General features: G+C 61.5%; 24 protein-coding genes. 11 read left to right on the forward strand and 13 right to left on the reverse strand.

What is annotated here, in order from left to right; all coding sequences use genetic code 11:
• The first annotated feature begins 164 nt into the window (after positions 1-164).
• The 4 genes from ACIK7D_RS23390 (at position 165) to ACIK7D_RS23405 (ending at position 2,276) form a co-directional block, all read left to right on the forward strand.
• The gene (locus ACIK7D_RS23390) at positions 165-431 is read left to right on the forward strand and encodes a type II toxin-antitoxin system Phd/YefM family antitoxin (RefSeq protein ID WP_400157515.1); all 267 of its coding nucleotides are present in this window, start codon (positions 165-167) and stop codon (positions 429-431) included.
• Entirely contained in the window at positions 428-826 is a 399-nt protein-coding gene (locus tag ACIK7D_RS23395) for a type II toxin-antitoxin system VapC family toxin (protein WP_400157516.1), read from the forward strand. Before ACIK7D_RS23390 ends, ACIK7D_RS23395 begins: the two co-directional genes overlap by 4 nt.
• Positions 827-1,442: 616 nt before the next feature.
• Positions 1,443-1,766, forward strand: coding sequence for a DUF736 family protein (locus ACIK7D_RS23400; RefSeq protein WP_099086584.1), 324 nt, complete (start codon positions 1,443-1,445; stop codon positions 1,764-1,766).
• A gap of 342 nt (positions 1,767-2,108) precedes the next feature.
• Positions 2,109-2,276: a hypothetical protein gene (locus tag ACIK7D_RS23405; protein WP_400157517.1), complete on the forward strand. Its 168-nt coding sequence runs from the start codon at positions 2,109-2,111 to the stop codon at positions 2,274-2,276.
• A 140-nt stretch (positions 2,277-2,416) separates the two neighbouring features.
• Here the strand turns inward: ACIK7D_RS23405 and ACIK7D_RS23410 are convergent, their stop codons facing one another.
• Positions 2,417-2,755, reverse strand: coding sequence for a WGR domain-containing protein (locus ACIK7D_RS23410; RefSeq protein WP_400157695.1), 339 nt, complete (start codon positions 2,753-2,755; stop codon positions 2,417-2,419).
• A 366-nt stretch (positions 2,756-3,121) separates the two neighbouring features.
• Between ACIK7D_RS23410 and ACIK7D_RS23415 the strand changes: the two genes are divergently transcribed.
• Together ACIK7D_RS23415 and ACIK7D_RS23420 are read left to right on the forward strand one after the other, a co-directional pair.
• Positions 3,122-3,520 (forward strand): hypothetical protein, encoded by a 399-nt coding sequence (locus tag ACIK7D_RS23415; protein ID WP_400157518.1) that lies wholly within the window; start codon positions 3,122-3,124, stop codon positions 3,518-3,520.
• A 164-nt stretch (positions 3,521-3,684) separates the two neighbouring features.
• A complete protein-coding gene (locus ACIK7D_RS23420) occupies positions 3,685-3,834 on the forward strand; it encodes a hypothetical protein (protein WP_400157519.1) in 150 nt (49 codons plus the stop codon).
• Positions 3,835-3,838: 4 nt separating this feature from the next.
• On the opposite strand, the gene traG is transcribed toward ACIK7D_RS23420, so the two are convergent.
• From traG to ACIK7D_RS23435, 3 genes are read right to left on the reverse strand one after another with little or no spacing between them, the layout of a single operon-like run.
• Positions 3,839-5,758, reverse strand: coding sequence for a Ti-type conjugative transfer system protein TraG (gene traG / locus ACIK7D_RS23425; protein ID WP_400157520.1), 1,920 nt, complete (start codon positions 5,756-5,758; stop codon positions 3,839-3,841).
• A complete protein-coding gene (locus ACIK7D_RS23430) occupies positions 5,755-5,988 on the reverse strand; it encodes a conjugal transfer protein TraD (protein ID WP_400157521.1) in 234 nt (77 codons plus the stop codon). Before ACIK7D_RS23430 ends, traG begins: the two co-directional genes overlap by 4 nt.
• The gene (locus tag ACIK7D_RS23435; RefSeq protein WP_400157522.1) at positions 5,978-6,265 is read right to left on the reverse strand and encodes a TraC family protein; all 288 of its coding nucleotides are present in this window, start codon (positions 6,263-6,265) and stop codon (positions 5,978-5,980) included. Before ACIK7D_RS23435 ends, ACIK7D_RS23430 begins: the two co-directional genes overlap by 11 nt.
• Before the next feature lie 221 nt (positions 6,266-6,486).
• Here ACIK7D_RS23435 and traA point away from each other — a divergent pair, with 221 nt between their 5' ends.
• The 3 genes from traA to ACIK7D_RS23450 are packed head-to-tail and all read left to right on the forward strand — an operon-like array spanning position 6,487 to position 13,891.
• On the forward strand, positions 6,487-11,106 hold the full coding sequence (gene traA / locus ACIK7D_RS23440) for a Ti-type conjugative transfer relaxase TraA (RefSeq protein ID WP_400157523.1): 4,620 nt from the start codon (positions 6,487-6,489) through the stop codon (positions 11,104-11,106).
• 44 nt (positions 11,107-11,150) lie between these two features.
• Positions 11,151-11,420, forward strand: a complete 270-nt coding sequence (locus ACIK7D_RS23445; protein WP_400157524.1) for a hypothetical protein — start codon at positions 11,151-11,153, stop codon at positions 11,418-11,420.
• 2 nt (positions 11,421-11,422) lie between these two features.
• Positions 11,423-13,891, forward strand: coding sequence for a zeta toxin family protein (locus ACIK7D_RS23450; protein ID WP_400157525.1), 2,469 nt, complete (start codon positions 11,423-11,425; stop codon positions 13,889-13,891).
• Positions 13,892-13,927: 36 nt separating this feature from the next.
• On the opposite strand, the gene ACIK7D_RS23455 is transcribed toward ACIK7D_RS23450, so the two are convergent.
• The 9 genes from ACIK7D_RS23455 to ACIK7D_RS23495 all read right to left on the reverse strand — a co-directional run bounded on the left by ACIK7D_RS23455 (position 13,928) and on the right by ACIK7D_RS23495 (position 23,031).
• Positions 13,928-14,275, reverse strand: a complete 348-nt coding sequence (locus ACIK7D_RS23455; RefSeq protein WP_400157526.1) for a DUF2218 domain-containing protein — start codon at positions 14,273-14,275, stop codon at positions 13,928-13,930.
• Between the two features lie 21 nt (positions 14,276-14,296).
• The gene (locus ACIK7D_RS23460; protein WP_400157527.1) at positions 14,297-14,962 is read right to left on the reverse strand and encodes an acyl-homoserine-lactone synthase; all 666 of its coding nucleotides are present in this window, start codon (positions 14,960-14,962) and stop codon (positions 14,297-14,299) included.
• A gap of 66 nt (positions 14,963-15,028) precedes the next feature.
• Positions 15,029-15,775, reverse strand: coding sequence for an autoinducer binding domain-containing protein (locus ACIK7D_RS23465; RefSeq protein ID WP_400157528.1), 747 nt, complete (start codon positions 15,773-15,775; stop codon positions 15,029-15,031).
• 342 nt (positions 15,776-16,117) lie between these two features.
• Positions 16,118-18,430 carry a xanthine dehydrogenase family protein molybdopterin-binding subunit gene (locus tag ACIK7D_RS23470; protein ID WP_400157529.1) on the reverse strand — a complete coding sequence of 771 codons (2,313 nt, stop codon included), beginning with the start codon at positions 18,428-18,430 and terminating at the stop codon, positions 16,118-16,120.
• Positions 18,427-19,410 carry an FAD binding domain-containing protein gene (locus ACIK7D_RS23475; protein WP_400157530.1) on the reverse strand — a complete coding sequence of 328 codons (984 nt, stop codon included), beginning with the start codon at positions 19,408-19,410 and terminating at the stop codon, positions 18,427-18,429. Before ACIK7D_RS23475 ends, ACIK7D_RS23470 begins: the two co-directional genes overlap by 4 nt.
• On the reverse strand, positions 19,407-19,910 hold the full coding sequence (locus ACIK7D_RS23480) for a (2Fe-2S)-binding protein (protein WP_400157531.1): 504 nt from the start codon (positions 19,908-19,910) through the stop codon (positions 19,407-19,409). Before ACIK7D_RS23480 ends, ACIK7D_RS23475 begins: the two co-directional genes overlap by 4 nt.
• 82 nt (positions 19,911-19,992) lie before the next feature.
• Positions 19,993-20,892 carry an SDR family oxidoreductase gene (locus ACIK7D_RS23485; RefSeq protein WP_400157532.1) on the reverse strand — a complete coding sequence of 300 codons (900 nt, stop codon included), beginning with the start codon at positions 20,890-20,892 and terminating at the stop codon, positions 19,993-19,995.
• A 99-nt stretch (positions 20,893-20,991) separates the two neighbouring features.
• Positions 20,992-21,999: an aldo/keto reductase gene (locus tag ACIK7D_RS23490; RefSeq protein WP_400157533.1), complete on the reverse strand. Its 1,008-nt coding sequence runs from the start codon at positions 21,997-21,999 to the stop codon at positions 20,992-20,994.
• Positions 22,000-22,071: 72 nt separating this feature from the next.
• On the reverse strand, positions 22,072-23,031 hold the full coding sequence (locus ACIK7D_RS23495; protein ID WP_400157534.1) for an alcohol dehydrogenase catalytic domain-containing protein: 960 nt from the start codon (positions 23,029-23,031) through the stop codon (positions 22,072-22,074).
• A gap of 115 nt (positions 23,032-23,146) precedes the next feature.
• Here ACIK7D_RS23495 and ACIK7D_RS23500 point away from each other — a divergent pair, with 115 nt between their 5' ends.
• Together ACIK7D_RS23500 and ACIK7D_RS23505 are read left to right on the forward strand one after the other, a co-directional pair.
• Complete coding sequence (locus ACIK7D_RS23500; RefSeq protein ID WP_400157535.1) at positions 23,147-23,881, forward strand: CerR family C-terminal domain-containing protein; 735 nt, start codon at positions 23,147-23,149, stop codon at positions 23,879-23,881.
• 368 nt (positions 23,882-24,249) lie between these two features.
• A complete protein-coding gene (locus ACIK7D_RS23505) occupies positions 24,250-24,687 on the forward strand; it encodes a hypothetical protein (protein WP_400157536.1) in 438 nt (145 codons plus the stop codon).
• Positions 24,688-24,964: the final 277 nt, after the last annotated feature.

Genomic DNA, 24,964 nt, shown 5'->3' on the forward strand with positions numbered 1-24,964 from the left:
CGTTCACGGACTTTTGCTACGTCGCAGAATAGAAAGTTTTGCGATGCCCGCAACATCTCCTGTTGGCGCATCCCATTCGAAAGCGCCATTCCTCACCTTGCCAAAGAATCCCTTGCATTTTTGAGGAATTGTGTACACATTTCTCCCTCAAACGGAGCCTCTCAATGCCTCAGTCCCGGCCACAGACACCTTCTCCCCGCCGTGTCGGCGTGCGGGAGTTTCGCGGCAATCTTACGTCTTTCCTCAAGCAGGTTGAGGATGGCCAGCGGTTTGTTCTCACCTCCCATCATAAAGTCGTTGCGGAAATCGGGCCACCATCAAAAGACATTGTGGCTCGCAAACCCGGCGCGTTGCGCGGCAAGATCAAAGTTGCCGAAGACTTCGACAGCTTGCCGGCGAACGTCCTGGCCGCGATGGAAGACGAGGCGTGAGGCTTCTCCTCGATACGCATGCCTTGTTGTGGTGGTTGAACGACGACGCGAAGCTAGGCAGCCATGCGCGTGGCCTTATCGGCGATCCTGAGAACGACGTTCTTGTCAGTGTTGTCTCCCTTTGGGAGATCACCGTGAAGCTGCGGATCGGCAAGCTCGACGCCGATATAGAAGAGATTCTTGCGGTCTTGCCGGATCAGGGATTCGATCGGCTGGAAATCACAGATGCTCACCTCGTCGCTCTTGCTGGTCTTCCGCTTCATCACCGCGATCCCTTCGATCATCTCCTCATGGCGCAGGCCGCGGCGGAGGGCGCACATTTCGTGTCGCAGGATCGGAATGTTGCGCTTTACGGTATTCCGTTCGTCACGTGCTCGGATCTTGTCGCCTTGTGATTTTCGCGGGTTTGAATCTGACGATGAAGCCGGCCCCGATCGGCTGGGCGGGTCGCTTGCCTATAGCGGTGTCCCGGGCGGATAAGGACCGCTCAGACGGCCGGGTGCTGCCAGGCGAATGGTCGAAAGCCCGGAGTCGATACTCCACGCGAGCCGCATCATCCGATATTGCAAACAGTCTGAGAGCCGCGGTGCGGTCACCGTGCCGACCGCGCGGACACGCAATGTGTGATGTTGGTGGGAGGCGTGCTCGTCCGCATGTTCAGTTGAGACCAGGCGAGGGCGCGACATTGACCCGGATGGCGGCGAAGCGCTCATGAGGCGCGACGCCAACTTCCCGCAGCGCTGAGCCGGGCAGCCATGGGTTAACGCACCCTTCAGTTGCCCCGAACCATTCCCGAATTTATGTCGCTCGTATAGACGACCGCCTGCTTTTGCGGCCAACCCCTGAAGGGGTAAGACTCGGCCAAAATTTTTGCGAAATTCAATTTTGGTTGTTCTCCTCTGGCGGAAAATAGAATTTCGCAAAATTTTTGTCCGAGCTGACCGCAGCAGATCGGCCGTCTCTTCGTGCGCCATCGGGAAATGGTCCCGAGCAACCGAAGGAGACAAAACCATGGCCACCACGATCGCAACCCTGACGCAGAAGACCGACGGCATCCTCGAAGGCGTCTTCGCCACCATCCGGGTCAACGCCCCGATCGCCATCATCCCGAACGCCAGCAAGGCTAGCGAGGAAGCCCCCGACTACCGCGTCATCCACCGCAAGACCGGCTTCGAGATCGGCGCAGGCTGGAACCGCATAGCCCGCCAGACCGGCGAGGAATACCTCTCGGTGAAGCTGGAAGCGCCCGAGATCGGCGTGATCTTCGGCAACCTCGCCCAAGCACCGGGCGGCGATCCGAGCAAGAAGGTGATTCTCTGGAACAACCCGAACTGAACGGCGAGCATCGGCCCCGAGCGATCGGGGCCGGCTCTAGCGTGTGCGGCCAGCCCGCCGGAACAATTGGCTGAAATGATCGCGGGCATCGAGCCCGCGATCATTTCTCTTGGTGCCACACGAAACCAAACCCTGTCTGCTCAGAGCGCCAAGTCTGCCGTGAGCATCGCGCCGCCTCAAGGACATCGCGGCCCCTCCAATTTTCAGCCGGCGCCCTGAAGGGCGCCGTCAGAAAATCGGTTCCTCCGCTCGCCGCCTCCGGCGGTCGCGTGCCGCGATCCTTGACCCGGCCCGATCCTCACGACCTCGGGCGTCATCTTTCACACTATCAAGGAGACGAAGATGACGTTGGAACATCACATTGAAGAATTGCGCGCTGAACTCAGGAACTGCTGGGACCTCGAGGAGCGTCGCGAAATAGAGGCGGAGCTGGAAGCTGCGGTTGCCGAGCTCAATATCTGGATCGACGAACTGACGCAGGATCTGCGGGATCAGAAGCCTCCCTTTTGAGGGAGGCGCTTACCGCGACGCCAAGCCGGGCTCGCCGGATCGACCGGCGAGCTCGGCTCCAATGCCGTTGCGCGTATCAATGAACAGCTCTGCCCCTCCCATGTATCCAGCCTGCAGGGCAGCGCCAGCCGTAGCGTTCGTCAACAGATGCGTTGATGCCTGATCGTCCTCAGACTGTAGCCGCGGGCCCGTTTCCGGCATAGGAGATCGAGAAACATAGCGACGGCCTCCATTTCCCCGTCGAAGTGATGTTCGATTGATTGTCCGCTGGAACCGATGCGGCCCCATCGCCGAGTCAAACAGAAAGTGCCGAACAAGGTCGTTTCGATCGAGAGCGCATAATAACGCGCCATGTTCCTGGTTGGGTCCGTGCGTTCGATATAGAGTTGGTAGTGTTGAGCGAGCATGGCCCAAGAATCGCCGATCATGGAACCCCGGTCCAACGACAGTTTTGAATCGAAACGCCTGCATCGATTCATTTTCGTGATCTCTGGTTGTGATGTCATGGCTGTCGGCGCGGACAGTGTTCGGGCGAGCCGGCCAGTGGCCGACCGTGCTCTACTCGCGCCGTGCCGTCGCTCCCCGAGCCGACGCTGTCGTCTCGGCCCTCGGTAACGATCACTCTCGCGGGCAAACCGCATCGACTGGCCGCCACCCCAGCGGTCCCTCCTCGCGCGTTGCACCAACCGCGTCGGCCATGCTCCCTCAAGCATTTTATGGCCCGGCACCATTGTCATAGTCGCCGTATCCTCCGGCACCACTCCATCAACCTCGTTCTTGCCCTAGCCCGCGGCTTCGGTCTAGAATCTCCTGTGACCGCAATTCCTCTATCGATGGAGACCGCAATGCCGACAAAACCGCCGGCCGCCGAAATCGAGTCCGAGGCGACGGAGCCCCGCAGCACCCGGCGAGCGTATCCTGCAGTCGCGCGACTTCTCTTCCGGATTGTCCGCGGGCTGACGACGGCGACGCTCTACACCGCATGGTGTCTCACCTTCTACATCCTCAGCATGTTTCGCCCGTTCACCGGGATGGCGATGCTGGCGGCAATGGTCATGGTGCCGCTCTCGATTGCAGCCTTCGTCAAGCCCGAGGCAGCGAACGGTATGCCGTTCTGGGCCTTCATTCTGATGACCTTCGGTTTCGCCGGCTTCTCCATCGGATACACGATCTTTCTCGACTGGATCACGCCGCCCGGCCTCCAAGAAACGTCCGCACGGTTCCGCCGCGGTGACCGCGGCTGATCAATCAGCGAAGAGTTCGGCTCGCTTTCACTGGTCGGTCGGGCTATGTTCGAAAGATCGCACCATCTCCAACGAGGAGTATCAGATGGCATCCATTGAAGAAGCGGCGGCAGCGACAAACTCCATCCAGGAGCACGTGTCATCCGCGCTGGAAAGGTTGCAAGGTGGTTTTAACGGTCGCATCGTATGCCGATCCGTCAAACCGGCGCTACGACCTCATCGAGGCGCGCAAGGCAATCGACGCGGCTCTGACTGTCATGAAGGAAACGAAATGGCCGACAGAAGCCGAATACGACGCGCACGAAAACGCCTGAGCCGTTAAGGTCTCAGCTTGGCGAACCTGTTGGGTTTGGCCTGCGTGTCCATGTCCTTTCTCCTGAAATAGATCGCCCTGCCGCAACGGATCGGACTGTGGCCCTGGACGACGATGATCTGCTCGTCCTTCCTCATCGACTGTGTGATCTCATGCGGCATGATCAGCGGTCGGCGCTGGAAATTGACGCTCTCCGATTTACGCGATGCGCTATTCTTCGTGTCCCATCCAATGTTGCGGGAACTACCTTTCACCTCGACGGTCATCTCCCCACATTGAGCCGAGACGTTGCGCGCCGTCTCCAACGCTTTGATCGCGGCGTAGCTCGCGAACGCGCAACCGTCGATCCAGGAGACCGCGCCGTCCTTTCCAAAATGCCGTTCAAGTTGGCCGACGGACTGGTAGAGAAGCATCATGCTGACGCCATACTTGCGACCGCGGTCGCGCGCCTCTTCGAGAACGCGCATGTAGCCGAGAAGGTCGACCTCATCCAACATGAACAGCGCCCGACGCTGAAACGCGCCGTCAGCCTCGATCATGGCATTGATCAGCGAGCCAACGATGACACGGCCGATCCCAGGATAGGAACGCAGGATCGAAGCGGGGATATTGAGAAACACGTCTATTTTGCCGCCGATGAGATCGCTGGGTTTGAACGTATTGCCACACACCAGGGCCGCATAATTGTCGAGCGACAGCCACTGCGTATCCTTCGACGCGGTCGAATAGACGCCCGAGAACGTCTGCTCGGTCATGTTGACGAACACGCCAAGCGTTTCGCTGATGAACTTCGATGCCGAATTCTGCTGCACGTCGCGGAGCATTGCGAGAACCGAGGTCTCCGGCTCGGAGACGATCTGACGAAGACTGCGCAGGTTTCGTCGTCCTGCATATTCGGGCGAGAGCATTACATGCGCCAGAAGGCCGGTCAGAAGATTGTGTGCCTGCGATTGGAAGTAGGACCCGGTCGACGATTCGAAGCGCACGCTTTCCGACAACAGCATGTGGGCGATGCCGACAATGTCCTGTTCTTTCTGCTTGGAGGTCTCGATGCCATCAAGCACGTTGAAGCCCATGATCGGGTTTGTCGGGTCGAGCACCATCACCTGACGTCCGAGTTTCTCCCGCCGATGCTCGACGACTATCGGCGCGACCTCGGTGGACGGATCGAGACAAATCAGCGGTCCGGAATATCGAAGGGCAGTCGGGATCACGTTGCTCGTGGTTTTGTACCCACCCGACCCCGCGAAAAACAGCATGTGAGTGGAATCGAAATCTTGGCGGTAGGTGAGCAGTGGGGCCTTGCCGCCTTGTCCCCACGTCGAGGGATCCTTTGGATCGAAGGGCAGTTCATGAACGATTTCCCTGTCGACACGATAGCGCTCGCCTACGACAATCTCGCCCTCGTCGGGAAAGAGCCGGCCCGCCGCGGACATGGAGAGCCAGTCCGCATCTCCGAAGGTGCCACGCTTGGCGCGCTTCACCGGTTCGGAGACCACCGTCGAGAAGCGTGCGGATGCCGCCGTCGCCATGAAGCCGACGACGGCCGCGACGACTGCTACCATATCAATGAACGACAGCGCCTGGCTCCACGTCACCGCGCCGCTCTCTACGGACGGTGACAGCCGGCCGAACTCTCGAAGCCCATAAAAGCCGGCGACGGATAAAAAGCAGATGAGGGTTGTCATAGCGATCGGCTTTCGCCGATGCAACGGCAAAGCCCAGACGGTCAGAAGCCCTGCCAGTGGTCCGAACAAAAGAACCGGCACGGGAGATGCTCGGAGAAACCAATATTGGGTTTTCCCCGTCATGCCCGCAGCGAGTTCCGGCCAACGCCAGCCGACGACATAGGCCGCAAACGCTGTGACTGTGACCGGCACGAGTATGAGCAACAGGCTTGGATGCGACTTTGCCCTGATTGTCATTCTGCCGCCTCGACCATGAGCGGCGTGCCACCCTCCAGCATCGGGACCTTGAAAGCCTCCTCACCGATCCCCCGAAGCCGCCGATGCTCGGCTGAACTCGGTGCAATCCTCGCAAGCTCGAGCAATCCGCCGAGCAGGAAGGCGCGGTCTGCCTTCGACAGTCCGGCCCGGATGACGATGCCGCCGAGCAGAAACTTGTCTCTCGCCTCCCTCTTGCGGTCAGCTGTCATGAGAAACCTCCGTCTCCGCTCCAGCCCCACCACCTGGCTGTCCAGCCGGCGGAGAAGATGCGCGAGTAGGCCCTTTCTTCTCACCCTTGCGAAATCGCGCTGCGATCTCTTCGAAGATGCGATCGACCTCCTCATCAGCGATCTCCATTTCCGCCAGCCCCGACTTCGTCGCAGCGCGCGCGAAACGATCGGCGGATTTTACTATCAAAGTTTTCTTGCGCTCCCGAAGCTTCTCGATTTGAGCGTCTATGTCCAGAATTGCCGATTTGGTTGCCATCGCAAAGGCCTTTCAGATACTCGAAAATTGCTGTTTTGTCATTTAACTGACTAGAAAATAGTAGTCAAATAAGCTACCTTGCACAAGTCCAAAAACATCGACGCCGGAATTCCGGCTTGGGCCGTCTTCCGGAAAAGCGGCATCGGCCTTGTCAGGCCGATCGATTTGAGGGCGCAATATACGTCGCTGGCGCGACGTGCTCGAGAGGTCTGGAGACGACAGTGGCGATCATGTTCGTCAGAGCGCAGGTGATCAGCAGGGGAGCGGGACGCAGTATCATCTCGGCCGCCGCCTACCGTCACCGCGCAAGGATGATGGATGATCAGGCCGGAACCTCCTTTAGCTATCGTGGCGGGGCGGCTGAACTGAAGCATGAAGAGCTGGCCTTGCCGGACCAGGTTCCGGCCTGGCTGCGCACCACCATCGACGGGAAGACGGTCACCGGCGCGAGCGAGGCGCTTTGGAATGCCGTCGATGCCTTTGAAACACGTGCAGACGCGCAGCTTGCCCGCGAACTGATCATCGCGCTGCCGGAGGAGCTGACGCGGGCGGAGAACATCGCGCTTGTCCGGGAATTCGTGCGAGACAATCTGACCTCGAAGGGGATGATCACCGACTGGGTTTATCATGACAGGCAAGGCAATCCGCATATCCATCTTATGACGACTCTGCGTCCGCTGACGGACGAGGGGTTCGGGCAGAAGAAGGTGCCGGTGCTCGGCGCCGACGGTGAGGCGCTCCGCGTCGTCACGCCCGACCGGCCGAACGGTAAAATCGTCTACAAGCTTTGGGCCGGCGACAAGGAAACCATGAAGCACTGGAAGATCGCCTGGGCGGATACGGCCAACCGGCATCTGGCGCTTGCCGGCCATGATATCCTTCTCGACGGGCGATCCTATGCCGAGCAAGGACTCGACGGTATTGCTCAAAAGCATCTCGGACCAGAGAAAGCAGCGCTCGCCCGCAAGGGCGTCGAGATGTATTTCGCGCCGGCCGACCTCGCCCGCCGGCAGGAGATGGCCGACCGGCTGCTGGCCGACCCGGCGCTCCTCCTAAAGCAGCTCGGTAACGAGCGCTCGACCTTCGATGAAAAGGACTTTGCCAAGGCGCTGCATCGCTATGTCGACGATCCCAGCGATTTCGCAAACATTCGCGCGCGGCTGATGGCGTCCGACGATCTCGTGCTCCTGAAGCCACAACAGGCTGACCGGCAGACTGGCAAGGTTAGCGAGCCTGCGGTCTTCACCACCCGCGATATCCTGCGGCTCGAATACGACATGGCGCGGTCGGCGGAAATCCTGTCGCAGCGCAAAGGTTTTGGCATCGGCGAGGGCCGGATTGCGGCGGCGGTTCGTTCTGTCGAAACGGCTGACCCGGAAAAGTCGTTCACGCTCGATCGTGAACAGGTGGAGGCCGTCCGTCATGTCACCGGCGACAATGGCATCGCGGCGATCGTCGGTCTAGCCGGCGCGGGCAAGTCGACGCTGCTCGCCGCCGCGCGCGTCGCCTGGGAAAGCGGAAATCATCGCGTCTTCGGCGCGGCTCTTGCCGGCAAGGCGGCCGAGGGGCTGGAGGACAGTTCCGGCATCAAATCGCGAACGCTCGCATCGTGGGAGCTCTCTTGGGAGACCGGTCGCGGTCTACTCGGTCGTGGCGACATCTTCGTTGTCGATGAGGCCGGAATGGTCTCGTCGCAGCAGATGGCGCGCGTGCTCAAGGTAGCCGAGGAGGCTGGCGCGAAGGTGGTTCTGGTCGGCGACGCGATGCAGCTTCAGCCGATCCAGGCGGGTGCTGCTTTCCGAGCCATATCGGAACGAACCGGTTTTGCCGAACTTGCCGGCGTCCGTCGCCAGCGGGACGCATGGGCACGCGATGCGTCGCGGTTCTTTGCCCGCGGCAAGGTCGAGGATGGGCTCGATGTCTATGCGCAGCACAGTCGCATCTTCGAAGCGGAGCACCGAGCCGATATCATCGAGCGTATCGTTGCGGATTGGAGTGCGGCGCGCAAAGAAGCCATCGCGTGTTCGCGCGCGGCGGGTGACGACGGCCGGTTGCGGGGCGACGAGTTGCTCGTGCTCGCCCACACCAACGACGATGTGAACCGGCTCAACGGATCCCTGCGCACCGTCATGAACAGGGAGGGCGCGCTGACGAACGCGCGAGAATTCCAGACCGAGCGCGGCGTTCGGGAATTCGCCGTCACCGATCGCATCATCTTCCTCGAAAACGCCCGTTTCCTTGAACCGCGGGCGCAGAAGCTCGGGCCGCAATATGTGAAGAACGGGATGCTTGGCACGGTCGTTTCCACCGGCGACAAACGCGGTGACCCTTTGCTGTCGGTCCGTCTGGACAATGGCCGCGACGTCGTCATTAGCGAAAACAGCTACCGCAATGTCGACCACGGCTATGCAGCGACGATCCACAAATCTCAAGGGTCGACCGTCGACCGGACCTTTGTGCTCGCCACCGGCATGATGGACCAGCATCTGACCTATGTGTCGATGACAAGGCATCGGGATCGGGCCGATCTCTATGCGGCGCGCGAGGATTTTCAGCCGAAACCGGAATGGGGTGGAAAATCCCGTGTCGATTATGCGGCCGGCGTCATCGGCGATCTGGTCGAGACCGGGATGGCAAAGTTCCGGCCGCAGGATGAGGATGCCGACGAAAGCCCCTATGCTGACATCAAGACCGATGACGGGGCAGTCCATCGCCTCTGGGGCGTGAGTCTGCCGAAGGCGCTGGAAGAGGGCGGCGTCTCGGAAGGTGACACGGTGGCGCTGCGCAAGGACCGAGTCGAACGGGTCAAGGTCACCGTGCCTGTCGTCGATGAGAACACGGGAAATAAGAGTTTCGAGGAACGGACGGTCGACCGGAATGTCTGGACCGCGGAACTCAAGGAAACGGCCGATGTCCGTCACGCGCGGATCGAGCGCGAGAGCCACCGGCCGGACTTGTTCAAACAGCTCGTGGAGCGTCTTGGTCGGTCCGGCGCCAAGACGACCACACTCGATTTCGAGAGCGAGGCCGGCTACCAGGCGCATGCCCGCGATTTTGCCCGTCGGCGCGGCATCGACTTGGCTGCTGCGGTCGCGGCCGGAATGGAGGAGGGCGCTGTCCGGCGGCTGGCGTGGCTGGCAGAGAAGCGCGAGAAGGTGGCAAAGCTTTGGGAGCGGGCCAGCGTGGCGCTGGGCTTCGCGATCGAGCGTGAAAAGCGCGTGTCCTACAATGAAGAGCGCGCCGAGACCCTTTCTGTACAAATCCCGGTGAACGGAAAATATCTGATTGCGCCGACGACATTGTTTTCCCGAAGCGTCGAAGAGGAGGCACGCCGCGGCCAGCTTGCATCGGATCGCTGGAAGGAGCGGGAGGCGATCCTTCGTCCGGTCCTGCAAAAGATCTATCGCGATCCCGATGGCGCGCTCGCCAGGCTGAATGTGCTTGGCTCCGATGCGCGGATCGAGCCGCGCAAGCTCGCCGACGTCCTTACGGCCTCGCCGCAGCGTCTCGGTCGCTTGCGTGGATCGGAGCTTCTGGCCGACGGCCGCGCGGCCCGCACCGAGCGCGATGCGGCGATGTCCGCGCTCTCGGAACTTCTGCCGCTGGCGCGTGCCCATGCAACAGAGTTCCGCCGCCAAGCCGAACGCTTTGGCATTCGTGAGGAACAGCGCCGCGCGCATATGTCCTTGTCGGTTCCCGCGCTTTCGAAACAGACAATGGCGCGCCTCGTCGAGATCGAAGCCGTGCGCGAACGCGGCGGGCAGGATGCCTACAAGACGGCCTTCACCTACGCCGTCGTAGATCGCCTGCTGGTTCAGGAGCTCAAGGCGGTAAACGATGCGCTGACGGCGCGCTTCGGCTGGTCCGCCTTCACCGACAAGGCAGATACCATAGCAGAGCGAAATATGATCGAGCGCATGCCGGAGGATCTTGCTCCTGACCATCGCGAGAAACTGGCGCGCCTGTTTGCCGTCGTGCGCCGCTTTGCCGAGGAACAGCATCTTGCCGAGAGGAAGGATCGCTCAAAGATCGTGGCCGGCGCCAGCGTCGAGCCGGGAAGGGGGACCATGCCCGTGTTGCCGATGCTCGCCGCCGTGACGGAGTTCAAAACGCTTGTCGAGGACGAGGCACGGGAGCGGGCGAGGGCTGTTGCGCACTACGCTCACAATCGTGCGGCACTTGTCGAAACGGCGGCGCGTCTCTGGCGCGATCCTGCCGGCACTGTTGCCAAGATCGAGGCGCTGATCCTGAAGGGCTTCGCGGGCGATCGGATCGCGGCGGCTGTCGCCAACGATCCCGCAGCCTATGGCGCCTTGCGCGGCTCCGATCGCATCATGGACAAGTTGCTGGCGGGCGGGCGTGAGCGAAAGGACGCACTTCAAGCCGTTTCGGAAGCCGAAAGCCGCGTCCGGTCGTTGGGTGCGTCCTATGCCACGTCTCTAGAGACCGAGACACTGGCGATTCTCGAGGAGCGTCGACGCATGAGCATCGCCATTCCTGGCCTGTCGGTTTCTGCCGAAGAGGCGTTGCGAGAACTCTCAGCGGCGATGAAGAAAAAGGATGCCAAGCTCGAAGTCACCGCTGGCTCGCTCGATCCCGCCATCCGCCGGGAGTTCGTCGAGGTCAGTCGGGCGCTTGATGATCGCTTCGGTCGAAACGCCCTCCTGCGCGGTGAGAAGGACGTCATCAATCGCGTAGCGCCGGCGCAACGCCGTGCGTTCGAGGCCATGCAAGAACGGCTGAAGATCGTGCAGCAGACTGTCCGCATGCAGGCCAGCCAGGAAGTCGTGGCTGAACGCCAACGGCGGGTTCTCGACCGCGCCCGGGGCGTGATCCGCTGAACATTTTTGAAGAACGACTTTGAACAAACGACAAGGAGATCAAAATGGCTGAACAGGAAATTTCTTACGACGTGATCCTCCGCACCGAGATCGCCATCGAGATCCTCAACCAGGCGCGCGCTATTGTCACGGCCCGCGTCTATGAGCTCGAAGGGGCGGATCCCGAGGCGGCGGAAGCGCTGCGGCTTCGCCGCCGCGAACTTATCGCCGTTCAGAACAGCGTTGCTGTTGCCGATCGCCAAACCGTCGAAACCCTGATCGCGCTCTGGGGGCCGCGCGTCAAGGACGAAGCCCGGTTCTGGGCGGAGTTCTGATCATGGCGGATGGGCAGGAATCCGGCCCGCTCTCGCTGGAGAGGAACGAGAGCATTTTCCGCAACGACATTCTGCCCGACTATCTGCCGGACGGTACCGGCCGGGCAGGGCGACCCCGCCTTATCCTGCTCGGCGGCCAGCCGGGCGCCGGCAAAACCGCGGTGCTGATTGCCAGCCACGCCGAGCTCGATCGATCGGGGCCTACGATCCGCATCGTGGGCGACGATCTGCGCTCCTATCATCCGCAATTCCTGGCGTTCCAAAGACGGGATCCTGAAACTGCCTCTCAGTTCACCCAGGCCGACGCCGGCCGCTGGACGGAAAAGCTCCTGGTCGCGGCCACGGAGCGCAATGTCAACATCGTCTTTGAGACGACCATGCGGACGCCGGAGAATGTCGCCCGCGTTGTCGGCATTGCCCGTGCCGCCGGCTATGACGTTGAGGCCCGGGCCGTCGCCGTCAATCCACGGCTCAGCTGGCAGGGGAACCATTATCGCTTCGAGGAGATGCTGCGGGCAGGCGATGCGGCGCGCATTCCACCGCAGCACGTTCACGATGCCGCAGTCACCGGGCTGGGCGTCAGTCTCGAGAAGCTTGAGAGTGAGAACCTGGTCGATCGTGTTCAGCTCAGGACGCGCGGTGGGACAATCCTTTACGACAACGAGCACAGTGGGGGCGCACGGTCACAACTACCCCAGGCGCGGCTAGCCCTCGAACGCGAGCAATCGCGACCGATGACGGCGGGGGAGCTGCAGCGGTTCTCCGACGACTGGAACCACGTTCTCGCGCGCATGGAGGAACGGCGGGCGCCGGACGATCGCATCGCCGCCGTCAGGGCGCGCGCCGTCGAGGACGTGCAGCAGCTGCTCGCCCAGCGGCGCGATTCCGACGGCGAGAATGGGCAAAGGCGAGGGCGATCCATCTTTCAGAGCCGCGCCGATGCGCTCGGCCTGTTCGTCGAGCTGTATGACAACGCGCTACGCGACGCGGAGCGTCGGCCGATCGGCAATATTGAATCCCATGCGGGCGGTCGACTGACACAGAGCTACATGGCTCTGAAACTGGTTGAAGCCGCCCGGGACCTCGGCCTACTGCCTGATAACGCGACGATCGTAGCGACGCGCGCAATGGTTCAGGATAAGCATGGCACCCGCGAGTTCCCGGCGGCCCACCGATTGCCAGCGGATCTTGCGATCGAAATGCCGAACGGATCCCGACGTCGGCTGACGGATAGTTTTGATTTCGCGCTAAACCGGACTGCCATCGATCGCGACATCTTTGGCAGAACCGATCGTCTGTCGCGGCTCGCCAACGTCGTCGATTCCTGGCTTGAGGCGGCCGGGATGCGCACAACGCTTGCCCGCGCCGCTAACGCCGTCGCTTCCGGCATGTCGGCGGACGTAGCCATGTCTGATGTCGTCGAGCCGGGATATGCGACGGCAGTTTCTCAGGCGCGCGATCGGCTTGGGCGCAACATGGCCGTTGCTGAGCGTTCCGCGATAGCGGCGATGATCGTGGATGAAAAAGGCGAGCCGCTCCGTACGCTGCGCGACGAGCTTCGGCTACGGACCGCTAATCTGGAAATCCGGGCACGAGCCAAAACCATGATGGAGGCAATCCTGAGCGAAACGGCACGGCATACCCGCCTCCATGCCGGAGGACGACGCGAAGCCGGCGAGCTTATTCGTGGTATTGCCGACAACGAGCGTAATCTTGGAACGAGCCGGACCCAGGAGAGGAGTGCGGTTCGATCCGACGCCCTTGTTCCGACGCGGAATCTGCCGGATCTGACCGAGAGCGAGATCGCGGATCGGCTGCGTGTGTCTTCACGGCTTGCCGATAAACGGGCTGAAATTGACAACCTGTCCCGAATGGTGTTCGGCAACAGTAATGCGGTCTCGGCCTCAGTCGCGCGGATCTCCGGTGCGCAGAGCGGCGCGGCCGTCGGCGATGACGTGCGCGAGGGTCGCCTCGGCGAAATGGCCGGCGAGGGGCGCACATGGCTAAAGGGACCAAGTCCGGCCCGCCAGGCAGCCGAGGCACACGCTCCGCAGCTCGCGGCGGCATTGGCGGATTATGGGATGGCGGTCGATTTTGAGCGACATCAGATCAATCTTCGCCACGGCGAGGAGCAGGCGCGGCACAGGGTGGAAGTTCCCATGCCATCGAAAGAACTTGCCGCCTTGATGTCGGGGAGTGACCAGGATCAGGCCCGTCGCTTGGACGCGGATTCAAACCTCCGCCGTGAACTCGAGAAGCTCACTCTGGCGATGACCAAACGTCTTTCCTCGACGGATCGAGCTGATCTCAAAGAGCAGAATTTCGCCAAGCTAGGATCTTCCCTTGGGATAACTCCCGAGCAGTCTGCTTCCCTCAAGCTCATCCAGGACCGCGCCGGCGCGCTGCAGGACCGGTCGCTTCGACAGACGCGCCAGATTGCGAGCAGCCAACAGCTCGAGATGAAACGTTAATCCTACCCGTCGTCGCCGGTTAACCGGGTAGGGACGTCAGCATCCGCCCGTGCGGCCCGCCCGCCGTCCGATCAGGTCTGTCAGCTCGTCGACAGCTGGATCCCATTCGACGTGGCCGGACTGGTCGTTCGAGACCCGGGACAGGGCCACTTGCAACAGGGATCGGATCCCGAGGAATGTTGCGAGATCCTCAGCCTCCACGCGGAGGTAAAGCCCGCAAGTCTTCGGCCTGACGATTGCCCTGCCGTCACCAAAGTTCAGAACGTGGTCGGTGCGATTGGTATCGATCGAAAGGGCGCAGTCGCGGAGCGAGCCGCATAGTATTTCAGCGACCCGGGCCGCATCGGGGACCCAAACAACCGTATCGGAAATGTGTTTGGTCATCAGAATTACCGGGTCGCCTGTTCAAGCAAGTTGCAATGCCGCCGCAGCGGCGACGCGCGATGGAAATTCTGGTCGGTAAAAAAGCGAGTCGTCCACCTGGAGTTTGTCGCGCATGGCAGTCAGAACGCGGTGCGAAACCTCGAAGGCGCCGCAGCAGACCGGGTAACGGCCATAGCCATCGGAACGCCCGAGTTCATCGAGTTCGGCGCCGGCTTTTTGATAAACACGCCGCATGTGCGGCTCGTAGTTCGAGATCATTGTGTTGATGCCATTGGCGAGCGCCGCTTCGCATAAGGCGAGAAGCAGCAAGCAAAATGCCCTATCCGGCCGCATGTCAGGGAAATCTCGATCGATTGCATCCTCATCGATGCACATCCGCGTGCCTTCCCAGATTCCTGGCGCGATCAGGTCGCACGCGTCAGGAAATGTCTCCCGGAAGACGTCATAGAGGAGCGTCGGTCCAGTCGTCGGCATGAGCCGAACCGAGCCATAAAGTTGACTTCGATCTTCGTCGCACCACAGCAGATAAGCTGGGTGAAGGTCGTCATAGCGATCTCGCTCGCGATGACCGGACACGCACACCTCCCAGCCGAGCCGGTCTGCGAACACCCGCTTCCTCAGCCGGAACGACTGATCGAGCAGTTTGCTATGATTGTGATATTCGTGGGCTTGAATAAGTAGGTACATGCTTGCCTCGGCATATTGATCGAGGCCAGCGTGCAACAGGTTCCGCGCGCGCGAAATATTCGGGGACTAGCTCCCCGAATCCTGAGTATTGCCATACGGATTTATCAGGCGCAGCTGAATTGCAAGAGCAGTTGCCGATGTTGTCGACGCAGCACCAAGCTTGTAGCGCGCCGATGTAAGATATCGTTGCGTCGTATGTATCGAGAGGCCAAGGATCTCGGCGACTTCATCGTTCGTTTTCCCAAGGGCGGACCAGTACAGGCACTCCTTCTCGCGCGGACCGAGTTGCGGGATTGGATCATGCTCGCCGTGAAGTTCGAACACCGCTTTTCTATGGATCAGAAACGCAAGATCGAGCCACTCGTGGCTATAGGTCTGGACGAGGTTGCTCCACTCGCCGGCGGGCTTTCTGGAGTTCAACGAGAAGAGCGCGCGACGTTTCTTGTCGACGATGGGGATGGAATATCCATTGGCTCCCACACCGTGTTCCTGGGCGTCGAGCAGAAATTCCTGGGCCGCCTGTGGAACCACGACCTCGCGCCAATCGAACGGCATTTGCCGGACGAAACCTTCGCGGACGATTGGATCGACTTTCACATATCCCCGCAACAGGTAGCGAGCAACCCAGGCATCACGATAAGTCGTGCGGACATACGGTGTGTCAACCACGTCTGCAATCGTCAGAGCCAGATGGTAGGTGGAAAAATCAATCCCGTACGCCACTTCCAGAATGCGCAAGGCATCATCAACACTTTGGGCATTTTGTATTTCGAGGGTAAGGTTCTGAAATCTATCTCGTTCCTGTAATTTCATTCAAATCTCCGCAACCGTATCTGCCGCCATATCGACAGTGGGGGCGGTGGTATTGGCGTAGTAGTATCATGTTATGATATAACATATCGCATAATCTGTCTTATGGAACATCTGGACGGTTTGCTGACTGTTGCGTTCTGGCCAGAAACCGCATTTTTCACGACTGTGGAAAACTAAAGATACTGCGGTTTGACGTGTTGCGGGCGATTTGCGCCAGAAGCGGCCTCATGGTGGCGATCATAAAAAAGAAGCATAATGTGCAGGGATACGCGTGAAGCGCTCATCTACTGGATGGCCCATACTTGCCGACTTCCTCGGACGATTCCAAGTAATGTACCCAAATCATAGCATCTTCTCCAAGGTTATAGGTAGATCGCGAACCCGGGTTCCTGTCGCGTTGAAGACTGCATTCGTGATCGCCGCCGTCGTACCCGTTATCCCGATTTCTCCCACGCCGCGCGCACCGAGCGGCGCGCGGGGATCGGGAATGCCCGTCCAGATGACATCGATAGGAGGAACGTCGAGGTGCGCCGGTATGTGATAGTCGGCAAGCGTCGCGTTCATGATCCGACCGTTGCGTTCATCGAAGAGCGTTTCCTCGGTCAGCGCCAGGCCAAGCCCCATAATCATCCCACCGCGGAACTGGCTGGCGGCTGTCTTGGGATTGAGGATCGTTCCGCAATCGAATGCGCCGAGCATTCGGTCGACCCGAACTTCGCCGGTCGCTTCGCTCACCCGCAGCTCGCAGAAGATGGCAGACGAACTGTGCATCGGATATCTGAGCATTTCGGTAGGCATGCCGCCGGATCCTGTGACGGCAACTTCCTCGCGGGCCGCTCGCGCCAGGATGGAATCATAGCGTTCGTGCCGTGTCGCATCGGCGATGCTGGCGACCCCCTCATTCACAAGCCGCGCGTCGCTGGGCCGGAGCCCCGCCAGCGGCGTGTCGTTACCGGCCAGGCGCAGCAATTCCGCCAGCAACTTGTCGGCTGCCGCGGCCACCGCCTTGATCAGCGACACGGTCTGCGATGATCCGAACGCCGGCGGCCCGGCGGGCAGCGCGGAATCGCCGATCTCGAATGTGATCGCCTTGACGGGCAGCCCTAGGCGGTCGGCGGCATGCTGGACCTGCGCCGTCGCCGTGCCCATTCCCATGTCCTGCGCAGACGATTCGATCCTAACCGAACCATTGCTCCGCAGGGTGAGCCGCACGGTCGCCCCCGGCATGCGGTTGTAGGGATAGCTGCCGCTCGCGCAGCCCATGCCGATCAGCCACTCGCCGTCGCGGCGCATCCGCGGCTGCGCCGTTCTCCGGTGCCACCCGAAGCGGCCCGCGCCTTTTTCGTATGCCTCAAGGAGAGCTCGCTGCGAGAAAGGATCGCCATGAATGGGGTGGCGATCGGGGTCGTTGCGTCGCCGCAGCTCGATCGGATCGATGCCCATCTTATGGGCGAGTTCGTCGATCGCGCATTCAAGTGCGAAGTTGCCAACGGCCTCGCCGGGCGCGCGCATGAAGGTGTAGGGGGCGACATTCAGGTCGAGATGATGCTGGACGATCTCGAAGCTTCTGGCGCGATACTGGGCGCGCGCGCAGAGGCTGAAGGCCTCCGGGCAGGCGCCGTAGGACGGCATGACCGAATACCCGGTGTGCATCAGCGCGGTGAACCGCCCCTCTTCGTCGGCACCGATCGCCACTCGCTGTTCGGTCGGACTTCTTCCCCCGACGATGCGATAAACGCTCTCCCGGCTCAGCACCAGACGGACGGGGCGGCCCGCCAGCCGCGACGCCGCCACCGCGACGATCTGATGATCCCACAAGCCCTTGGCGCCGAAGCCGCCGCCCACGTGAGGCGAGAGTACGCGAACCTGCTCTTTCTTGAGGCCGAACAACTTGGCCAGCGCCTTGGCGCTCGACGCGATCATCTGGGTCGCGTCATGCACGACCAGATTTTCGCCCTCCCACGCCACTGTGCAGGCATGCAGTTCCAGAGCATTGTGGTTCTGGCCCTGGGTCCGGTAGATGTTGTCCACTCGGTACGCCGCTCGCGCCAGCTCTCCCGGTGCATCGCCGATGGAGACATGGTTCTTGTCCATCTGCAGCGAGGCCGGCGTTTTCGCGTGCGCTTTCGCGGCTTCGAAACAGGTGCTGGCTTCCTGGGTGATGTAGTCGACGTGGATCAATGAGGCGGCATGATCCGCCTGCTCCTGGGTCTCGGCCAGGACGGCCGCGACGATCTGGCCGTTGTAGCTGATCTCGGCGTCCTGCAGGACCGGCAGGCTGCTGTTACCGGCGGCCGAAACATTCGACACGCCGATAAGGGCCGGCGTGCTGATGCGCGGCATGTTGCGATGGGTCAGCACGAGGACGACGCCGGGCGCCTTCTCCGCAGCAACAGTGTCGAGCCGTATAATCTCGCCGCGCGCAATCGTGCTGTGCACGAGCACCGCGTATGAAAGGCGCTCCATCGGAACCTCGGCGGCGTAGCGCGCTTCTCCGCTCACCTTGAGCGGCCCGTCGCGACGCGAGTCCTGGCGGCCCACCGCTGCCCGATACTCGATCAAGGGATCGGGCTTGCCGCCGGGTAGCCACTGCTCCGGAACCCAGCCGAGTACGGTGCGGACGGACGAGAATATCCCGTTCTGTATCCTGCTCATCGCGACCTCCCGCAGAGGTCAAAGAGGACCGCTTCAAGCGTTCGGCCGGCAAGTTCGATCTTGAACGCATTGCCGGGCTGCGGCGCCGCGCCGGCCAGGTCTTCGGCGACCGCGGCCAGCACCGCCTCACGCGCAAGCGGTCTGCCTCGAAGCGCCACTTCCGCTCGCAGGGCCCGCCAGGGTCTCGGCGCGATGCCGCCAAAGGCGATGCGGATGTCCTCGATGCAACCGCCCCGCATCGTCAGCCCTGCCGCGACCGAGACCAGGGCGAAGGCATAGCTCGCGCGGTCGCGCACCTTGCGATAAGTAGAGCGTGCGCCGAACGGCGAAGGGGGCAGCCAGATTGCGGTGATAACCTCACCCGGTTCGAGCAGCGTCTCGATGTCCGGCCGCTCGCCGGGCAAGCGATGAAACTCGGCGAACGGAATGGCGCGCGTGCCGGCCCCGCCCGTGACGTGAACAGTTGCCTCCAGCGCAGCAAGCGCCACGCACATGTCTGACGGGTGAGAAGCGATGCACGAGGCCGATGTGCCGATGACTGCGTGGTAGCGCGTGAACCCGCCGATCGCGTCACAGCCGCTTCCCGGCAGACGCTTGTTGCAGCGCGAGCCGGCGGCATCCTGGAAGTAGAGGCACCGCGTCCGCTGCATCAGGTTGCCGGCGACAGTCGCCATGTTGCGGATCTGCGCCGAGGCGCCAGCGAGTATGGCGCGCGCCAGCATCGGATAGCGGGCGCGAACGAGGGGATGCGCCGCGACCGCGCTGTTGCGCGCCGCCGCGCCGATCAAAAGGCCGCCCTCGTCGGTGGCCTCGATTTCCGCCGAAAGACCGGTCACGTCCACGAGCGCTGTCGGCCGCTCTACGCCCTTGCGCATCAGATCGATCAGGTTCGTGCCGCCGCCGAGCAGCCGGTGTCCGGCATTGGGCAGGACGATCGCGTCCTCGACAAAGGTGGCGCGGCGATAGCTCAGCGGGTTCATGCGACCCGCTCCCGCGCTACTGCGAGGATCGCATCGATGATGCCGTTGTGCGCGCCGCAGCGGCACAGATTTCCGCTCATCCGCTCGCGCACCTCCTCGTCCGTCATGACCGGCGTGGTCGCGAGGTCGGCTGTGACATAACTGGGCATGCCCTCGGCGATCTCACGCAGCATCGCCACGGCCGCGCAGATCTGTCCCGGCGTGCAGTATCCGCACTGCAATCCGTCATGCTCGACGAACGCTGCCTGGAGAGGATGCGGGTCTTCCGAGCTCCCGAGCCCTTCGATGGTGGTCACCCTGCGCCCGTCCGTCTGAACCGCCAAGGTGAGGCAGGATAGGACACGCTCGCCGTCGACGAGGACCGTGCACGCGCCGCAGGCGCCCTGATTACAGCCTACTTTTGTGCCGGTGAGGTGGAGCTCCTCGCGCAGGAAGTCGAGCAGGGAAACCCGCGCGTCCCCAGGCGGCTCGACTTCGACATCGTTGACGCGAATGGTCATCGCTAGAGCCCCGCCGCGTTCATGCGCGCGCGCCGAGTACGATATCCAGCCAGGGCGTTCGGACGCTTGCCTCCCGATCGGATCACCATGGAATCGGTCCCTCGAAATTCGTGAATACCCCGGATGGGCCATCGGGCCCGAGCAAAGCGACGCGAACCGGCTCGCGCGCCGCTTCAACAACTGTCTGGGTGCCTGTGAACTTGTTGTTGTCGGTCGAAGTGAACCCTGGGCAGACGGCATTGACCTTGATGTTGGTCTTTTCGAGTTCGATCGCGAATGCCTGCGTGATTGCGTTCAGCGCAGTCTTCGACGAGGAATAAGTTCCGGCGAAAGGACGGTAGACGTGCGAAGGATCGGCGTTCTTGGTCAAAGAGCCGGTCATGCTGGAGACGTTGACGATCCTGCCAGCAGACGCTTCTCGAAGAAGCGGCAACATCGCCTGTGTGACGGCGACGACGCCGAATACATTGACCTCGTACACAGCGCGCAGTTCATTCATATCGACCACCGACAGGTAGGTTTCCGCCATGATCTGCTCGGCCGTTCGGCTTTGCGGGCCCGCATGCGAAATGCCGGCGTTGTTCACCAGAACGTCCAGCCGGCCGTAAGTTTCGCGGATGTGCTTGGCCGCGGCGGCTATGGAGGCGCCGTCAGTGACGTCGAGTTGGATCGCCTCGGCATCGGGACCCACGGTCCCCACCACAGCTTCTCCCGCCTCGAGCTGCCGCGCGCCAACCAGCACAGTGAATCCTTCGCGCGCAAGATCCTTGGCGATCTGCAGTCCGATCCCCTGGCTTGCTCCGGTCACGAGGGCAATGCGCTTGTCATGCATGGTTTTGTCTCCCAAGAGGTTGGTCACCAAGGCCTGTTCCATGATGAGCGCTGGTTCGTCGCCAACACCCGGCAGGATCTGCCTGATCTCAATTCTTCCCGCGTCAGACGAAGATCGACTCCATCGACTTCTCATCGGACGCTTGGCCACGCCCGCCTCATCGGTGAGGCGACCGCCATGTCATCAACCGGGCAGTCACTTGACGGACTACCCGCGCCGTCTCCTCCGCTAGCCCAGGCGGCTGCGCGCTCATGCCCGCAGAGGGCGAGCCAAGATCCAGCCGGGATACTCGGCCGGCAGAGCCGTCACCGCATCCAGTTCCGCCAGATCGCTAGGCTCAAGCACGACGCTCGTCGCGGCGATGTTGTCGGTGAGTTGATCGACGCGCTTCGCGCCGACAATGACGCTGGTCACGACCGGTTGATGAAGGAGCCAGGCGATCGCCACTTGCGCCATGCTGCATCCCTTCGCAGCCGCGATGCGCTTCATCACCGCCAAGGTCGCGGATCCCCTGACGCGGTCGACGGGCGGAAAATCGAAGCTCTCACGTCGTCCGTCTGCCGCTTTGCCGTCCTCATATTTGCCCGAGAGATAGCCGCCGGCGAGCGGGCTCCAAACCATCAGCCCGATCTTCTCGGCGAGCAGCATCGGCACGATCTCGCGCTCCAGATCACGGCCGACCAGCGTGTAGTAGGCCTGCAGCGAAAGAATCGGCGCGAGCCGCCGCAGCTCGGTGATGCCGACACCCCGCGCAACCTGCCAGGCCGCCCAGTTGGACAGGCCGATATAACGGACATGGCCATGGCGAACGAGCGTGTCGAGCGCCTCCAGCGTCTCTTCCATCGGCGTAGCCACGTCGAAGCCGTGGATCTGGTAGAGGTCGATATGATCGAGCCCGAGGCGCTGCAGGCTCTGCTTGCATTGACTGAGGATGTGCCCGCGCGAGGCGCCGCGGGCGTTTTGACCTTCGCCCATCGGACCCAGCACCTTGGTCGCGATCACGACGTCATCTCGCGCGATCCCGAGGGTCTTCAGCGATCGCCCCAGAATCTGCTCGCTTTCGCCGGTGTGGTAGGTGTTTGCGGTATCGATGAAGTTAATGCCTGCATCGAGCGCAGCCTTGACCAGCGCATCGGCATCACCCTGGCCGACCTTGCCCATCTGCCCCCACATGCTGTCGGTGCTGCCGAAGAGCATGGTGCCGAGGCAAAGTTCGGACACGAAAAGGCCGCTGTGGCCAAGTTGGCGAATGCGCATATAAGCGTCCTTCAAAGACAGAGTGTCAGTTTACCCGGTGATCGGCCAACCCGCGCCGAGTAACGTCCGGCTTCACTTCTGAGCATCAGTGTTGATCACGGCCACCAACCGACCATTGACCCCGCCCTGCTCAAGCCGCTTCAGTCCTTCAGGGATCTCATTAAACCTGATGGGCTCGGCGGGAATCTCCAGTTCTCCCCGCTGCATATGCGCCAGCACGGCTTCGGTCGCGCCGGGGTGACCGCCCTGCGAACCGCGCAACGTGACTTCCTTGCGGATCAGATCCGGCGTGGGGATCGTCGCTTCGGTGACAGGCGCCGCTACGAGCACCACCGTGCCACCATATCGCACGGCCGCGATCGCGGCGGCCGTCGTCACGCCGTAGCCGGCGAAATCGATGATCAGATCGAGATCGAACTGCCCAAATTGCTTGGCGTCTTCGACAACTTCCTTGGCGCCGCGCTTGATGGCGGCGTCCCAGACCTCACGCCTGGGTTCTGCGCCATATACTTCTGCCGCGCCATTCGCCAAGGCCAGCTGGACGGCCGTCATACCAAGCCCGCCCAAGCCGATGATGCCGACGCGCTGCCCTTTCTGCAAACCGCCGGAATGCATCACCGCACCGTAGGCAGTCTGCCCAGCGTCAGTCGCGACCGCGCCTTGCTCGAAGCTCACTCCATCGGGAAGCGACCGCAGACTGGTGCTGCGGACGAGAACGTGGGTGGCGTACCCCCCATCGACGGAGAAGCCCGGCACATAGTCCTTATTGCCCGAGACGACCACCCGATCACCGACCCTGAAGCCCGTCACACCTTCACCGACCCCGTCGATGACGCCGGCGGTCTCGTGTCCCAGGATCAAGGGTATCTTGCCCAGCAATTCGGCGTGCTTGCCGCTCATGAGATGCACATCGCTGGCGCAGAGACCGGCGGCGCTGACTTTGACGACCACCTCACCCGGACCAGGATGGGGCATGTCGCGCTCGATCAACTGCAGCGGTTCGCCCGCTCCGGTAAACTGCCAAGCTCTCATCACACCTTCCTAACCTGTACGATACGAATAGGGTCGCAAATTTCTTTCGATTGGATATAATTATCGCATACATGTATGTCAATTGGAATACATTTGTCTAGTTAGAGGAATACGGATGACATCGACGATACGGCGTCGGCCGGCTGCAGGTGGATACGCGCGCGGTAACGAGACGCGGGAGCGCATCATCACTACGGCGCTGCGGCTGTTTGCTGAGCGCGGCTTCGATGCGGTCTCAACGCGAGAGATCGCTGCGGCAGCGGGCGCTAATCCTCCCGCACTGCAATACTATTTCGACGGCAAGGACGGCCTTTATCGCGCTTGCGCAGAATATGTGGCGGAAGGCATTCGAGACTTGGTCGAGCCGATGTTGCGGCGCGCGGAGCAACTTCTCGGGGATGACGCGCCGACCACAGCTCTTGTTGAAGCCTATTGCGCCCTCATTGAACCCTTGATCGACATCGTGTTTGATGAGCAGGGTGCGCACTGGTCGCCGTTCCTGGCTGCGGATAAGGAGGGATGCAGCTCTGGCGCTGCGTTCATGATCCTCCGTGAAAAGGTGGTTGACCGTCTCGACAATGTTTTCGTAGGCTTGATTGGACGCCTTAGCGGGGAGCCCGCCGATGCATCAGAAATACAGCTGCGAGCGATGGCGATCAACGGGCAGTTCTTGATGTTCTATAGCAAGCGTCCACCATTCGAACCTCTCACGCCTGCGCACACACGCGCGGTGAAATCGATGGTCTTGGAGCAGACGCGTATCCTCCTGAACCACCTCGCCGCGCACCGAACCATTCGCTCACGCAGCCCAGACTCGGCTGACCCCCTGTTTTTGAAGAGCCGGGACTGACATCATGACGAGAAAATTCACTCCGGTGGCGGGGTATGAGGGCAGCCTTTGCGGAGCCTGCGCGCCGACAAATACCAGCGAGCAGGTTCAAACCGTCAGGCGCTACTTCAGCGATTTGCCGCCCTCAGGCGGGAAAAGCGGGAGACCGCCCGGCGCGGCCTTCCGCCCCGTGTCAGCTCCGAAGCGCACTCAGATCTGCATCGGCCGCGTTCGCGGTGTGTGCCTGGCGCGATGATCTAACGAAACGGTGATATCCGAGAAGCCGACTAGGTTGATGTGGAGCGAACCGTTCGACGCGTCGCGTGATCTCGAACATCACCCCGAGTTCGTGGTTGTTTGGGTGACGCCGACACTTGGAAGGAGGTGATTTGCGTGAATTCAAGATCGAAGTTCCTCAGGCACGACTCGACGCCATCCGCCACCGGATCACGGCCTTTCCGTGGCAGGCCATGCCTGACGCCGGCAAATGGAAAACGGGTGCGTCGGTCTTTTTTCATGCGCGATCTCGCACCGCCGGGGCGAGCGGCTCGATTGGCGCGCACGGGACGCCCAGTAAAAACGGGCCTCCGATAGCAAAACCATGCGAGGTTGCCCTGATGAGCTTCGGCGCGCGGCCACGGCCTATCACAACAGCGCTTCACCACGTACGGCGACGGATTTCGTGCATCCCGGGCGTGGCAGCAATGGCGAGCGCACATGGTCTTCCCGACATGATGGTGGAGAAAAAATGGTCGTTGGCACTCGACCGCAACGCTCCCGTCGTGGAGTTCGTGGATCGATTACTGCCATCGATCACCGCCTTGTAGTTGGTCCCAGAAGCCATCCGCGAGCTAGAATCATCTGAAATAGCCAGATTACATCGCATGCCGCAAAACGTGTTGAGACATGCGATGATGGTCGCAGAACTAATGTAGGTAGAGTGGCAAGTGATGATCTGCTCATCTCAAGTCGAGGGATCGCTGTTTTGCACCTCTTTGATCGGAGCAAGTTCCGATTTCTCGACCAGCCGGTCTAGTTTACTGGCACCGTCGCCGGCGCAACACAACTGGACCGTACACCGGACCACAAGTGTCGCAATCGTTC

The sequence above is a fragment of the Agrobacterium sp. P15N1-A genome (genome assembly GCF_044626815.1).
Lineage (GTDB): Bacteria > Pseudomonadota > Alphaproteobacteria > Rhizobiales > Rhizobiaceae > Agrobacterium > Agrobacterium leguminum.

Excerpts from the sequence above, each read along its gene's own strand:
- ACIK7D_RS23465 (WP_400157528.1), bottom strand. The coding sequence starts at position 15,775 with ATGAAATTACAGGAACGAGATAGATTTCAGAACCTTACCCTCGAAATA.
- ACIK7D_RS23490 (WP_400157533.1), bottom strand. The coding sequence starts at position 21,999 with ATGCGCATTCGCCAACTTGGCCACAGCGGCCTTTTCGTGTCCGAACTT.
- ACIK7D_RS23390 (WP_400157515.1), top strand. The coding sequence starts at position 165 with ATGCCTCAGTCCCGGCCACAGACACCTTCTCCCCGCCGTGTCGGCGTG.
- ACIK7D_RS23460 (WP_400157527.1), bottom strand. The coding sequence starts at position 14,962 with ATGTACCTACTTATTCAAGCCCACGAATATCACAATCATAGCAAACTG.
- ACIK7D_RS23410 (WP_400157695.1), bottom strand. The coding sequence starts at position 2,755 with ATGAATCGATGCAGGCGTTTCGATTCAAAACTGTCGTTGGACCGGGGT.
- ACIK7D_RS23475 (WP_400157530.1), bottom strand. The coding sequence starts at position 19,410 with ATGAACCCGCTGAGCTATCGCCGCGCCACCTTTGTCGAGGACGCGATC.
- ACIK7D_RS23480 (WP_400157531.1), bottom strand. The coding sequence starts at position 19,910 with ATGACCATTCGCGTCAACGATGTCGAAGTCGAGCCGCCTGGGGACGCG.
- ACIK7D_RS23455 (WP_400157526.1), bottom strand. The coding sequence starts at position 14,275 with ATGACCAAACACATTTCCGATACGGTTGTTTGGGTCCCCGATGCGGCC.
- ACIK7D_RS23445 (WP_400157524.1), top strand. The coding sequence starts at position 11,151 with ATGGCTGAACAGGAAATTTCTTACGACGTGATCCTCCGCACCGAGATC.
- ACIK7D_RS23405 (WP_400157517.1), top strand. The coding sequence starts at position 2,109 with ATGACGTTGGAACATCACATTGAAGAATTGCGCGCTGAACTCAGGAAC.
- ACIK7D_RS23400 (WP_099086584.1), top strand. The coding sequence starts at position 1,443 with ATGGCCACCACGATCGCAACCCTGACGCAGAAGACCGACGGCATCCTC.
- ACIK7D_RS23435 (WP_400157522.1), bottom strand. The coding sequence starts at position 6,265 with ATGGCAACCAAATCGGCAATTCTGGACATAGACGCTCAAATCGAGAAG.
- ACIK7D_RS23495 (WP_400157534.1), bottom strand. The coding sequence starts at position 23,031 with ATGAGAGCTTGGCAGTTTACCGGAGCGGGCGAACCGCTGCAGTTGATC.
- ACIK7D_RS23450 (WP_400157525.1), top strand. The coding sequence starts at position 11,423 with ATGGCGGATGGGCAGGAATCCGGCCCGCTCTCGCTGGAGAGGAACGAG.
- ACIK7D_RS23500 (WP_400157535.1), top strand. The coding sequence starts at position 23,147 with ATGACATCGACGATACGGCGTCGGCCGGCTGCAGGTGGATACGCGCGC.
- ACIK7D_RS23430 (WP_400157521.1), bottom strand. The coding sequence starts at position 5,988 with ATGACAGCTGACCGCAAGAGGGAGGCGAGAGACAAGTTTCTGCTCGGC.
- ACIK7D_RS23470 (WP_400157529.1), bottom strand. The coding sequence starts at position 18,430 with ATGAGCAGGATACAGAACGGGATATTCTCGTCCGTCCGCACCGTACTC.
- traG (WP_400157520.1), bottom strand. The coding sequence starts at position 5,758 with ATGACAATCAGGGCAAAGTCGCATCCAAGCCTGTTGCTCATACTCGTG.
- ACIK7D_RS23415 (WP_400157518.1), top strand. The coding sequence starts at position 3,122 with ATGCCGACAAAACCGCCGGCCGCCGAAATCGAGTCCGAGGCGACGGAG.